The sequence below is a fragment of the Bacillus paranthracis genome, assembly GCF_001883995.1.
Lineage (GTDB): Bacteria > Bacillota > Bacilli > Bacillales > Bacillaceae_G > Bacillus_A > Bacillus_A paranthracis.
Genome location: NZ_MACE01000071.1, coordinates 55,733 through 68,097 on the forward strand (window position 1 = coordinate 55,733; position 12,365 = coordinate 68,097).

General features: G+C 32.6%; 12 protein-coding genes and 2 pseudogenes. 7 read left to right on the forward strand and 7 right to left on the reverse strand.

The genetic code is table 11. From position 1 onward, the window contains the following. Positions 1–57: 57 nt before the first annotated feature. The 3 genes from BAQ46_RS24740 to BAQ46_RS24750 all read right to left on the reverse strand — a co-directional run bounded on the left by BAQ46_RS24740 (position 58) and on the right by BAQ46_RS24750 (position 1,686). Positions 58–651 carry a TasA family protein gene (locus BAQ46_RS24740; protein WP_000118547.1) on the reverse strand — a complete coding sequence of 198 codons (594 nt, stop codon included), beginning with the start codon at positions 649–651 and terminating at the stop codon, positions 58–60. 290 nt (positions 652–941) lie between these two features. Further along, positions 942–1,274 (reverse strand): hypothetical protein, encoded by a 333-nt coding sequence (locus BAQ46_RS24745; protein ID WP_000448097.1) that lies wholly within the window; start codon positions 1,272–1,274, stop codon positions 942–944. A gap of 112 nt (positions 1,275–1,386) precedes the next feature. Further along, entirely contained in the window at positions 1,387–1,686 is a 300-nt protein-coding gene (locus tag BAQ46_RS24750; RefSeq protein WP_000694314.1) for a hypothetical protein, read from the reverse strand. Positions 1,687–2,014: 328 nt separating this feature from the next. Here BAQ46_RS24750 and BAQ46_RS24755 point away from each other — a divergent pair, with 328 nt between their 5' ends. Next, entirely contained in the window at positions 2,015–2,659 is a 645-nt protein-coding gene (locus BAQ46_RS24755; RefSeq protein ID WP_001284335.1) for a recombinase family protein, read from the forward strand. A 212-nt stretch (positions 2,660–2,871) separates the two neighbouring features. Here BAQ46_RS24755 and BAQ46_RS24760 read toward each other — a convergent pair whose 3' ends face one another. Further along, positions 2,872–3,228, reverse strand: coding sequence for a winged helix-turn-helix transcriptional regulator (locus tag BAQ46_RS24760; RefSeq protein ID WP_000234699.1), 357 nt, complete (start codon positions 3,226–3,228; stop codon positions 2,872–2,874). Positions 3,229–3,350: 122 nt separating this feature from the next. On the opposite strand from BAQ46_RS24760, the gene BAQ46_RS24765 reads away from it, so the two are divergent. From BAQ46_RS24765 to BAQ46_RS31245, 5 genes and pseudogenes are all read left to right on the forward strand, one after another. Next, entirely contained in the window at positions 3,351–4,466 is a 1,116-nt protein-coding gene (locus BAQ46_RS24765) for an S-(hydroxymethyl)glutathione dehydrogenase/class III alcohol dehydrogenase (protein WP_000842153.1), read from the forward strand. Positions 4,467–4,470: 4 nt separating this feature from the next. Beyond that, positions 4,471–5,304 carry an S-formylglutathione hydrolase gene (fghA, locus tag BAQ46_RS24770; RefSeq protein ID WP_000053341.1) on the forward strand — a complete coding sequence of 278 codons (834 nt, stop codon included), beginning with the start codon at positions 4,471–4,473 and terminating at the stop codon, positions 5,302–5,304. A 166-nt stretch (positions 5,305–5,470) separates the two neighbouring features. Beyond that, positions 5,471–5,743 carry a hypothetical protein gene (locus tag BAQ46_RS24775; RefSeq protein ID WP_000264855.1) on the forward strand — a complete coding sequence of 91 codons (273 nt, stop codon included), beginning with the start codon at positions 5,471–5,473 and terminating at the stop codon, positions 5,741–5,743. Positions 5,744–5,817: 74 nt separating this feature from the next. Continuing rightward, positions 5,818–8,085, forward strand: coding sequence for a bifunctional glutamate--cysteine ligase GshA/glutathione synthetase GshB (gshAB, locus tag BAQ46_RS24780; protein ID WP_000425291.1), 2,268 nt, complete (start codon positions 5,818–5,820; stop codon positions 8,083–8,085). A gap of 787 nt (positions 8,086–8,872) precedes the next feature. Next, a pseudogene (locus BAQ46_RS31245) lies at positions 8,873–9,355 on the forward strand (sulfotransferase family 2 domain-containing protein); the annotation flags it as partial. A 573-nt stretch (positions 9,356–9,928) separates the two neighbouring features. On the opposite strand, the gene BAQ46_RS24790 reads toward BAQ46_RS31245, so the two are convergent. The 3 genes from BAQ46_RS24790 to BAQ46_RS24800 all read right to left on the reverse strand — a co-directional run bounded on the left by BAQ46_RS24790 (position 9,929) and on the right by BAQ46_RS24800 (position 11,993). Next, entirely contained in the window at positions 9,929–10,156 is a 228-nt protein-coding gene (locus tag BAQ46_RS24790; protein WP_000730337.1) for a hypothetical protein, read from the reverse strand. Between the two features lie 405 nt (positions 10,157–10,561). Then, positions 10,562–11,152, reverse strand: a complete 591-nt coding sequence (locus BAQ46_RS24795) for a TetR/AcrR family transcriptional regulator (RefSeq protein WP_000169643.1) — start codon at positions 11,150–11,152, stop codon at positions 10,562–10,564. A 376-nt stretch (positions 11,153–11,528) separates the two neighbouring features. Continuing rightward, positions 11,529–11,993, reverse strand: coding sequence for a 2-thiouracil desulfurase family protein (locus tag BAQ46_RS24800; protein ID WP_000604767.1), 465 nt, complete (start codon positions 11,991–11,993; stop codon positions 11,529–11,531). A gap of 266 nt (positions 11,994–12,259) precedes the next feature. On the opposite strand from BAQ46_RS24800, the pseudogene BAQ46_RS24805 reads away from it, so the two are divergent. Further along, positions 12,260–12,365 (forward strand): annotated as a pseudogene (locus BAQ46_RS24805) (CPBP family intramembrane glutamate endopeptidase); the annotation flags it as partial.

The window sequence follows — 12,365 nt, forward strand, 5'->3', positions numbered from 1 at the left end:
CTTCTAAAATGTTAAATCTTAGAAGTGTTAGATTTTCCAGATGTGGGTCTTGCAATATTATCTTTCTTGTCCTTCTGTTTGATTCGCTTGGAATTCCATTTTTATCGCAAGACTATCTCCCTGGAACATATTCTGGTCCATTTTATTATCTTCAAATATAAACTTTATCCAGAACCAATCCATCTTACCTGCCTTTAATCCACCCGTCTCTGCCCATTTTGAAAGGAATACTTTATGAGACGCGACTTCCGGATTTTGTGATTTTAATTCTGCAAGAGTTGTTTCGTATATAGGACTTTTTGCTGGATCCCAATCCCAAAGAAATTGTACTTTAATATGTTTACCAAAATCATCTTCCTGATTATCTAGTTTCAAATCGTTCACGGTATAATCTACCTTCATTAGAACATCTTTAATATCTAACGTACCACTATTTTTTACATTAAATTTTTTTAAAATTTTATCCCCAGGTTTTAAATTATTTAAATTGAGAGAAGTGGTAGGCTGCATAGCAAGATCTAATGTCCCCGCGGCTAATGCGTTATTTGTCACAACCTGATCACTAAAATAAGCATATGTCCCCCCACCGATTAAAGATAAACCAAGAGCGGCTGAAACCACTCCCACACCTAATTTCTTTTTCCAAGACATGTTTTATTCCTCCCTATAGTATTTTTCCCTATTAAATCAAAAAACTTTCCTCATACAGGCGTAACATAAATTTGAATTTTCTTAATCAATCATAAGATACACTTATATTGAGAAAAGCACAGGAGTATTCTTTATGTAATAGGTTCCCGTGTCCGTCTACATAAGAAACTTTATTCCCACAAGTATCAAAAAATCTTATTCTTTCTAAACAAGTTAAATAGAAAGAACTACGAAGTAACAGATAAAAAAGAGACTAAAAAAATATTTCGTAGTCTCTTTTTTGATTTTACTTATTGAACCATGGCAGATACGATTACAGTAAATTCAGAGGTAGCATTCTTAGGGTTGGCAATATAAAGAGATCTTTTTGATATAACACTTGTCCGATTGCCACTTAATACACCAGAGAAATGAGTAGGGTCCGTTGCAGCGGACTTATCTTCCATTACATTAAAGCTAATAAAGTCCGGATCTCCGCCTCCTATAACCTCCCATTTCAAATATTTTGTTCCTGCAGGAAGATTCTCAGTACTAAAGTTGCCACTTGAACGATTTTTCTGTCCTGGTTGTGGCTCTTTACCTGATCTTACTCTTGCAATCTCTACTGTCGCTTTTGTTTCCATTTCCATTCCCCATTTCATAATAATTGTATATTTTAGTTAGGTTACTACAGCAACCTAACTAAAATATACAATTTGTAGAAAAAAATGGGTATTGAGAAATATTGCGGCGTCTTTATTCATAAATTAAAGCATATATGTTTATTCCAACTAATGATGTAGCATTCCGAACATTATCAATGTAGAGTTCTTTATTTTGTACTACTTCAGTTCGATTTTCGTGTAAAACATCACTAAAAATAAGGTCATCTATGTCCCAGAATTTATCTTCCATTACGTCAAAAAGAATATCATCTAAATCACCGCTACCTGCTAATTCCCATTTCAAAAAACTCGTGCCTTCGGGTAAAGTTGCAGTACTAAATAACTGACCTGGATATATAGTTGCTACCAATTGCCTCTTTTTTATCTTCATGTTCATTAGCCCCTTTTCCAATAAGCATCATTTACTAAAATATATATTTTTTAGAGGTATTTAGGTATTGATAAAATCTACAGAATACTTATTATTGGTGAATGCGAAAACATAAAGATAGTCTAAAAAAATTACTTTATTAGGTTGAGATTTTTTAACCGTTTAAAAAGGTATACCTTTACAAACAGCCAAAGAACATCTATGAAACATTGAATTATCAAGTTTATAAAGGTGATGGAAATATTTTTATAAACGTTTATTTTCAATGAATACCTTTATAAACGAAAATGGTATAATTAAGGTAACAAATGTAAGGAGAATACCAAACGTGGCGAATATTTATGGATATATACGCGTAAGTACAAAAGATCAAAATGAACAACGTCAATTACATAAGATGATGGAACGTGGGGTGGAGGCTCGGCGCATTTTTGTCGATAAAGCAAGTGGGCGACATTTTGATCGTCCTCAATATCAATTATTACGAAAAATATTGAGTACAGGTGATATTGTTTACATAGATGCTTTAGATCGTATGGGCCGCAATTATGATGAGGTAATTTCAGAATGGAAGTACATAACAAGAAAATTACAAGCTGATATTGTTGTTTTAGAAAATGAAACACTGTTTGATAGTCGTAAATTTCGAGAGATGGGTGATATGGGTCGATTAATGGAAGATCAGTTTTTATCTTTACTTTCCTATGTTGCAGATCAAGAGCGTAAAAAAATCCATCAGCGACAAGCAGAAGGGATTGCAGTTGCTAAATCCCAAGGTAAGCATTTAGGGCGTCCTCCATTTACCCTTTCAGTATTAAGTCAAAAGCAACTAATTATAATTGAAGAAACTTATGAACAGTGGAAAAAAAGAGAGATAACGAGCGTTATATTTATGGAACTATTAGGACTTAAGAAAAATACTTTTTATAAAATACTAAAAGAATATGAAGAGAACAAATTACAACCTAAATAAAGCATATGGGCCGAATATTCCTTAGAGTAGGAAATTCGGCTCATTTTATGTCGAAATTTACTTAGCGTATATTTTCGTTAATTATCTTAACTAGTCGTTACGTATGACTTTACAGCATTCGATGCAAAGTTATCGGTTTTTTGTATGCAAATTTATGGATTAAGTCATACAATTACGCACTATTTTTAATGAATCGATATTTACTTGTTTCTTCAACTAAGTTCGTCCGAATCTTTTTCTACAAAATCACTAAAGTCATCTCCCCAATCACAGATGGCTGTTACAACATTCTCTAGTTGATGACCAATTTCACTAAGTTCATACTCAACCTTAGGAGGCACTACGGGGTATACACATCGAGTAATTATTTTATCGTCTTCTAATTCTCTTAATTGTCTAATCAACATACGTTGATTAACTTCAGGCAGCTTTTTTTGTATTTCACTTAATCTTAATGGCGAACGTTGTAACAAACACCATATAATTGCTATTTTCCAACGCCCTCCTATCACAGATAAAGCTAAATCTTTTCCAGTGAAAAATTCCTTGTCCTTATAATGAATAACCATAATTTTTGACCTTCCTCTCGCGAAAAAAATGTTTATAGTGACAAATTTGTCAGTATTGTAATTAAAATTATAAAGTGTAATTATAGTGGTGTAAACAATAAAAAAAGAAAGTAGGGATTCAATTGAAAAGTAGAGCTGCTGTTGCATTTAAGCCAGGGGAGCCACTTCAAATCGTAGAAATCGATGTAGAAGAGCCAAAAGCAAAAGAGGTATTAGTAAAAATACTATATACTTCTGTCTGTCATACAGATGCTTTTACATTATCAGGTGACGACCCAGAAGGAGTATTTCCTGCTGTATTAGGCCATGAAGGTGCTGGTGTTGTCGTTTCAGTAGGTGATGAAGTTACTTCAGTAAAACCTGGGGATCATGTTATTCCACTATATACACCTGAATGTGGAGAATGTAAATTCTGTCGTTCTGGTAAAACAAACCTATGTAGTGCTGTACGAGAAACACAAGGTAAAGGTTTAATGCCTGATGGAACAACTCGCTTCTCTTATAATGGAGAGCCCCTTTATCATTACATGGGAACTAGTACATTCAGTGAATATACAGTTGTTAATGAGATTAACTTAGCGAAAATCGATGAAAACGCTCCGTTAGATAAAGTTGCTTTATTAGGATGTGGTGTGACTACAGGTATTGGTGCTGTACACAACACTGCAAAAGTTGAAGAAGGAGCTGTAACAGCTGTATTTGGTTTAGGAGCGATTGGATTAGCAGCTATTCAAGGATTGGTTCAAGCAAAAGCAAGCCGAATTATTGCAGTTGACCTGAATCCCCAAAAATGGGAACTCGCTAAAAAAATGGGAGCGACTGATTTTGTGAATCCTGCAGATTATGATCGCCCAATTCAAGAAGTTATAGTCGAAATGACAGATGGTGGCGTGGATTATAGCTTCGAATGTATTGGTAATGTTGAAGTAATGAAATCCGCTCTTGAAGCATGTCATAAAGGTTGGGGCGAAAGTATTATTATCGGAGTAGCTGGTGCTGGTAAAGAAATCCATACTCGTCCATTCCAATTAGTAACGGGCCGAGTATGGCGTGGATCAGCCTTTGGTGGAGTTAAAGGAAGATCTGAACTTCCAGAAATGGTCGAAGATTATATGCATGGTGATATTGATTTAGATTCATTTATTACTCATCATTTAGAATTTAAAGACATCAATGCGGCATTTGACTTATTACACAAAGGTGAATCCATTCGTACGATTTTAACTTACGGAGAGTGAGATAATGAGTCTTAAATGTATTGAACAACATCGTTCTTTCGAAGGAGAGCAACGTAAGTATAGCCATTATTCCGAAGTCTTGCAATGTGATATGAAATTTAGTATCTACTTACCATCAAATAAAGAAAAGAAAAAAATTCCACTTATATGGTGGTTATCTGGTTTAACTTGTACAGATGATAATTTTAGTCAAAAAAGTGGATTTCAACGTTTGGCTGAAAAACATCAAGTTGCAGTGATTATGCCAGATACTTCACCACGTGGAGAATACGTTTCTGATGTTGCAGCATGGGATCTTGGACAAGGGGCAGGTTTTTATTTAAATGCTACCCAGGATCCTTGGGCACAGCATTATAAAATGTATTCGTATATCGTAGATGAATTAACATCCATTGCTTCGACTATAGTACCTAATTTTTCAGGTGAAGAAAGCATAATGGGGCATTCAATGGGAGGACATGGGGCTTTAGTGATCGGTTTGAAAAATGCTAAGAGATTCAAAGCGGTTTCTGCTTTTTCTCCAATCTTAACTCCTAGTCAAGTACCATGGGGAATAAATGCTTTCACCTCTTATTTAGGTGAAGACAAAGATTCTTGGAAAGAATGGGATGCTTCAGAATTAATTAAAGAAGCTACTATTCCACCAATTCTTATTATGCAAGGTAGTCAAGACGAGTTTTATCCGAAACAATTGGAAGAACATATTTTCTTAGAGAACGCTCAAAAAAATAGTCAAATGGTAACTTATAAAAAAATGGAGGGCTATGATCATAGCTACTTCTTTATTTCCACTTTCTTAAATGAGCATTTCTCTTTCCATATGAAGTATTTAAGATGATTCTTATTTACAACAATACCCACTTCCAATGGCATATGAAGTATTTAAGTTTACAGCAAAATATAGTAACAAAAGTATCCGCATGTAGAGATGTGGGTGCTTTTGATTGTTATATTTTGTCATATTATATCGTTTGTAAAAACAAATAAATTGGGAGGAAGAGTTCATGTGGATTAAAAAAATGTTATTTAATTACCGTGTTAAACCATCCTTATTAAAATCTCGTTATGAGATCGAAAAGGAAAATCGACAAGTTGACTTATTTGAAAGTTCCACTGAAACGTCTAAACCCGTTTCGATAAGAGATACAAGATCATATATTCAGCCTAATACTAAAACATTAGAAGACATGATTAATTACTTAGCAGCTATTCGTGAAATCCCTTCTCTTTCCGTGGATAAGAATAAAATGCTTTGGCCATTAATATCCAAATGCTAAATTCAAAAAAATAATGGTTATAATTTTAGCTATTTCTATATCAAATATTTGAGTTGATGGGAGGTACAGTTTGTATGGAAATGAAAAAAATGTTAAACAATGACCGTATTAAACCATATTTATTAAAAGCACGTTTTGGAGTTGAAAAAGAAAGTCAACGAGTTGACCTATCAGGAAGTTTAGCTAAAACGGAACATCCCAAAAGTATTTCAGTAAGAGATGAACATCCTTATATTCAGCGAGATTTCTCTGAAACACAAATGGAATTAATCACACCAGTTACTGAGACACTAGGAGATTTATTTAATTATTTAGCAGCTATCCATGATGTTGCCTATCGTTCTATGGGAAATAACGAAATGCTTTGGCCATTAAGCATGCCACCACAGTTGCCCGAAAAAGAAGAAGATATTGTTATTGCGAAACTTAATAATCATGAAAATGTTTTATATCGTCGATATTTATCTAATTCTTATGGTCGACGAAAACAAATGATTAGTGGTATTCATTACAATTTTGAATTTAGCGATAATTTGATTCAGGCATTATTTGAATTACAATCAGAAATAAAAGATTATCATCAATTTAAAACAGAAATTTATCTGAAAGTCACAAGGAATTATTTACACTATCGATGGTTAATAACTTATTTCTTCGGTGCTTCTCCTAGTAGTGAAAAGAATTTCTTTGAAATAAATCCTTTAAATGACGCCGTAAGAAGCATTAGAAATAGTAAATATGGTTATAGTAATGAAAATGATGTTCAAGTATCCTATAGTAGTTTACAGAACTATATATCTGATCTTTCTTCGCTGGTAAGTAAAGGGGTTTTATTAGAAGAAAAAGAATTTTATGCATCTGTCCGTTTAAGGGGCGGTCCTCAAGTTTCAGATTTAAAAAATCATGGGATTCGTTATATTGAATTAAGAAACCTAGATTTAAATCCTTTTGAAACATATGGAATTAGCCATGAACAAGCAGAATTTCTACATCTTTTCCTCATCTATTTACTCTGGATTGATCAAGACGATAATAATGATGAATGGGTAAAAATCGGTGATTTTCAAAATAATTTAGTGGCTCTTGAACATCCGTTAGAACATACGCAATTTAAAACAGATGCTGAGCGTATTATTGATGAGATGGAACATTTAACAGGGCTGTTAGACATAACTGTTTCGAATACCTTATTTGTTAACTTGAGAGAAATGCTAACAGATCCAAGTAAGACTTTAGCTGGAAGACTTTATAAAGAGATTATAAAAAGTAGTCAAAGTCAGGTAGCTTCCCGTATTGCTAAAGAAAATTATAAAAAAGCATGGGATAAACCATATCAACTATCAGGATTTACTGACATGGAGTTGTCTACACAAATTTTAATGTTTGATGCTATTCAACAAGGATTACAAGTAGACGTTTTAGATCGACAAGATCAATTTTTAAAACTACAGTTAGGAAATCATGTTGAATATGTGAAAAATGGGAATATGACAAGTAAAGATAGTTATATATCACCATTAATTATGGAAAATAAAACAGTAACAAAGAAAATTCTTCAACAGCATGGATTTCGTGTACCAATAGGTGAGGAATTTAGTGATATAGAAAAAGCCTTACGTTCCTATGATATATTTGCAGGAAAGCCTTTTGTCGTTAAACCAAAAACAACAAATTATGGTTTAGGAATATCTATCTTTAAAGAAAACGGAGCAAGTTACGAAGACTATCAAAAAGCACTCACAATAGCATTTAAAGAGGACTCATCAGTATTAATAGAAGAATTTATTAATGGAACAGAATATCGATTTTTTGTGCTAGATGGCAAAGTTTCTGCCGTTTTATTACGAATTCCTGCCAATGTTATAGGAGACGGTTCACATACGATTGAAGAGTTAGTCGCTCAAAAGAACCTGAATTCATTAAGAGGAATGGACCATAGAACACCTTTAGAAAATATACAATTAGGTGAATTAGAGGTCCTAATGCTTAAAGCTCAAGGGTATCGAAAAGATTCTATTCCAACAAGTGATGAAATTGTTTTTCTGCGAGAAAATTCTAATGTCAGTACAGGTGGAGACTCAATTGATATGACAGATCAAATTCCCGATGATTATAAGAAAATTGCCGTAGATGCTGTGTCGGCACTTGGAGCAAATATTAGTGGTATTGATTTGATTATTGAAAATACAGAAGTTCCTGCAGCTAATAAAAATGCTTATGGAATTATTGAGGCAAACTTTAATCCATCGATGTATATGCATATATATCCGTATAAAGGCAAATCCAGACGTTTGACCATCTGTATATTACATTATTTATTCCCTGAACTACCAAAAAAATAATTTAGAAGTCTTCGAGATGTTAGAGGGATTAGTATAAAAATTGTAAATGATGTAACAAGAGGAGACATTACTTTTTAATTAATTGGGATCTCTCAGAGGTCCCAATTTAAATTATTATTTTAGAAACAGGCGTATGAGAAATGGGTTATTGGAATGCAAGTTTGAATAAGATAAAATAGGGGGAATATCAGAGGGAAATTTAGAAAGGTATTTTGACTTATTTGGTCAATCAAGAGCAAGTCAAAAAGGGATACAGACGAGATATACATGTTATCTATACTTAGGAGTAAAAACCTTAATTTAATAAGAGTTTTACATTGAATACATGTAAACAATTTGTTTGACAACGATCCTTGCAACATCGAAGTCTACAACCGTTCGTTGCCCTCAAGGTAACGGACGCGCCTTAAGGAGCTCTTAAGAGACACGGTTTATCCAAGCAAGGTTATTCGATACCTTCTCATTGCACTACCTTGAATACATTAAATACATAATTTACTTAGTTAAGATATCAAGTAGTTAACGTAGCTTATCACTCAATTCTTCTTCTTAGAATACTTTAAATATTCCTGATTTTCATAGTAGATAATACACGTACCTTGGCTGTACTCCAACGTAATAGTTGATATAAAACTTACGTTAAGCAAATTTCCACGAAATTTTCACTATTTGATTCTTTAAAAAAAGTAGTAAACTAAGTAATCGGTTCCTTAACGTACAGGAATCAGTTTAAATGTGTCTAAATTTTGTCTAAACGTACAATTTTCTTTTTCTGGTATGGTGACCCCTTATTGCTCCACCAGGTATAGAAAATCCAGAGTGGGAACCTATTAGAAAGTTTATTTATAACGACAGTACATGCAAAAAGAAAAAATCATTTAAACATTTTTTACATTATCTTCACGCGAATGGGGCAGATTCTGACTATCTTAATCCACACTATTCACAACAATATATTCAAGGAGAAGAAGAGTTTGTAACCAATTATATATATTTAGAGAATTTCTCTAATGAAATCTCAAAAATAGAAAACAAATATAACTTACAGACTATCCCACTAGACACATTAACGAGATCATGGCATCATCAGGCGCCTAATATGATTCATAAGGGAAACTACGCTGAAGCTGACATTACAGATCCATCTTTCCCTCGGCTGCCGACATATCAGAGCTTTTATGATACGGAGGCTATAAAATTAGTTACAGATATATTTAATGAAGATTTTGAAGCGTATCATTATCTTAAAATGGATATTTCTACAATATGAATCAGTTTCAGAGTACTTAAATAATAGTCTTATTTTTAATATGGAAAACACCGTGAACACTGTTATGGTGTTTTTTTGGGTTTAACACTATATTTTTAACTTTATATAATCCATATACCTTCAAGATAAGATGTATTTGTAAAATAATGTATGCTTATGACCCATTTCTACAAGTATCTCGGCTGAACCCCTCTAGGTTTTTCTGTGCATCCTTTATATATTAAAGAGCCGATTTACTCTTAGCGGGGTAAATTCTGGCTCTTTTCTTATATATATTCTCTTAGCGTGGTTTTTTTCCGAAATGCTGGCGGTACCCCTGATATTCTTGTCAAAGAAGAAAACATGCTATATAAACACATTCCAGAACGTGATGTTTTCAAACTTACACATTCGGAAAATTCTCACTAGGAAAATGGATACTATAAATGGAGTTACAGAAATAAAAGGTGTTTTCACATATAGAAAACACCTTTTCAGTCTACAACTATTTTTTAATAGATTAATACTTTTTTCTATAGTCTAAAACATTTTTTAAATCAAACATTAGAATTATAACTTAACTCTGTATTTTTATTAGGAACAGCAAAATGTTGCTTTTCTAAGAGAGCTTTTTGGAATATAAACTTTATCGTTTTCAATTTTGTATTCAATATCATTCTCTTTTAATATTTCAGTGTTAACAGTATGTATACTATCGCCCCATCTAACGAATTCTTCATTTTGATTTTTTTGATAAAAATAATATGCTATTAACATGCTGAAAATTAACAAGCATAAAAGAACAATAGATTTCTTTTTCAAATTTATCCCCCCTAATTGATTTAAATTATAACATCGTTTATTAAATTAAACTGCCAGTTAGTGGAAGAAGGGAAACTGACATAATAACATTTTGATTCAACTTTTTTATAAACGGTACGGCTATATTTCAATTTTACATTAAGGGGTACCAACGCATGTCCATCAAGCTAAACAAGTAACTTACTAGATATGAAACGATTCTTGGTTCAAAACTAGTAATTGATAGAAAAGTAGGCATGCTAAAGAAGCCTATTAAAACGTGATTTTTTCGCTAGGCAGCTTATCTATGCTTCACTGTCGTTTTATACACAATCCCTAGAATATCAAAGACGGTCATCTTCTTATACCTATGACATTTACGACCGTTCTTTTTGAGCAGCTGATAAAGGCGATGCAAGTTCTCACTTATTTAGAATAAGAGTAAAGATGATGCTTTATTTGTTCAATGAAATATTGATGGTGTATATTATCGTTAGATACTCGACTTGCCATAATAGCTCCCTCCATTGAAGAGGCAAGAAAAGAAGCGAGCGATATAATGTCTATCTCTTCTTTAAGTTCTTGTTTCTCTATTCCTTCCTTTATGAGAGAGGCCATTAACATTACTGTATCATCATAGCCTTTTGCTGCTGCTTTTTGTAATTCTGGAAATACGCCAGTACTTTCAATGGCGCTATTAAGTAATGGACAGCCTCCAGCAATAGGAGGATTATTAGCTGCATCTTGATATACAAGGAAAATTGCAAGGATTTTATCGATTGCTGTTTTTTTATTTTCCATTGCTTTATGAAAATGACTCCACATAATCTCACCACTTTTGTCGTAGGCAGCAAGAACAATTTCTTCTTTATTTTTGAATCTACGATAAATAGATCCTTTCGGTAGTTCAGTGGCTGTCATTATATCCTGAATGGATGTGCGAGTTATCCCATTAGTATTAAATAAATATAAAGATGTTTCAATAATTTTTTCTTTTACCTTATCAACTTTAGTCATGCTTTGTCCTCCTAATGAAAACGATCCTAATATTCTAGGTAATGTTTACCCTCTATTTTCTTGATTTTTTTGTGAGTATAAATAAGTTCGGAACAGAAATATCTTATCAATCGCTATCTTATGAAAATCTCAAACAATACAGTTTGAAAAGAAGTTAATCAAATTATATTATCCATGTAAAATAAGTGAATTTGTTGGTTTGAAATTAAGTTTGATTAAAATTTAAGCGAAACCATTGATTTCATCACAAAAAAATCTCACGCATTTTGAAAAAAATTTGATTAAAATGCGTGAGTTGAAATTTTACAAGCTATTTATTTTTATAATAAAGTTTGATAATTTCGGTAAGCGAATTGTTAAAATGTGCCCTCTAATATTATATTTTATTAATTAATTTATCTAATTCTAATTCAGATATAACTTTAATGCCCTTACTTTCTAATAGAGCAGTCGTTACGCCGACTCCTGTTACCTTTTTTCCAACAAACTCACCACTATAAATTTCTTTACTGCCACAAGAAGGGCTATATTCTTTTAAAACTACATGGCTAGCTTGCATTTCTTGTGCTAAATTTAAAGTCTTCATGGCACCATTTATATATAATTCCGTCACATCATTACCGGAACGTTCCATTACTTTTGCTTTGCCCTCTAAAACATCATATCCATCTCCGCCCAAGATTTCAGCTGGTTCTCTCGGTGTAACAAAACCACCTAATAACTCCGGGCAAACAGGTATCGCTTTCTTTTCATCAATTAATTTTTGAATTGTATCGTTTAAACATGCAGTACCATTATATCTTACTGGTTTTCCAGCTAAGCAAGAACTAACTAAAATCATGATGTACATCCTTTCAAATTCATATTCAATTATTACAACAACATTAAAAACTACCCTTTTCTTAACTATGCGAACATCTTAATATTTTTGCTTTTATTTTATTAATAATTTATAAAGGGGGTTTAAAAAACTAGAAACTTATAGTATCATTAGTTTTCGAACCGAACCGTCCGGTTTGGTATTAATATAATTATATTTTAGAAGGAGAACCTAATGCAACAAGAAAAATCAAAGATTCTAAGTAATTTCATTATGGAGGTAATAAAGTGAGCTTTATAAAAATGAATACAAAAGAACTTGTTATGCTAATAGTTTATATACTGTTTGCACTACTTCAAATTGGCTTGTTCATATTATTTGGCATATCCCTTT

What these genes read in the sequence shown, in the direction of transcription:
- BAQ46_RS24740 (WP_000118547.1), bottom strand. Translation starts at nt 651, where the DNA reads ATGTCTTGGAAAAAGAAATTAGGTGTGGGAGTGGTTTCAGCCGCTCTT.
- BAQ46_RS24745 (WP_000448097.1), bottom strand. Translation starts at nt 1,274, where the DNA reads ATGGAAACAAAAGCGACAGTAGAGATTGCAAGAGTAAGATCAGGTAAA.
- BAQ46_RS24750 (WP_000694314.1), bottom strand. Translation starts at nt 1,686, where the DNA reads ATGAAGATAAAAAAGAGGCAATTGGTAGCAACTATATATCCAGGTCAG.
- BAQ46_RS24760 (WP_000234699.1), bottom strand. Translation starts at nt 3,228, where the DNA reads ATGGTTATTCATTATAAGGACAAGGAATTTTTCACTGGAAAAGATTTA.
- fghA (WP_000053341.1), top strand. Translation starts at nt 4,471, where the DNA reads ATGAGTCTTAAATGTATTGAACAACATCGTTCTTTCGAAGGAGAGCAA.
- BAQ46_RS24775 (WP_000264855.1), top strand. Translation starts at nt 5,471, where the DNA reads ATGTGGATTAAAAAAATGTTATTTAATTACCGTGTTAAACCATCCTTA.
- gshAB (WP_000425291.1), top strand. Translation starts at nt 5,818, where the DNA reads ATGGAAATGAAAAAAATGTTAAACAATGACCGTATTAAACCATATTTA.
- BAQ46_RS24795 (WP_000169643.1), bottom strand. Translation starts at nt 11,152, where the DNA reads ATGACTAAAGTTGATAAGGTAAAAGAAAAAATTATTGAAACATCTTTA.
- BAQ46_RS24800 (WP_000604767.1), bottom strand. Translation starts at nt 11,993, where the DNA reads ATGATTTTAGTTAGTTCTTGCTTAGCTGGAAAACCAGTAAGATATAAT.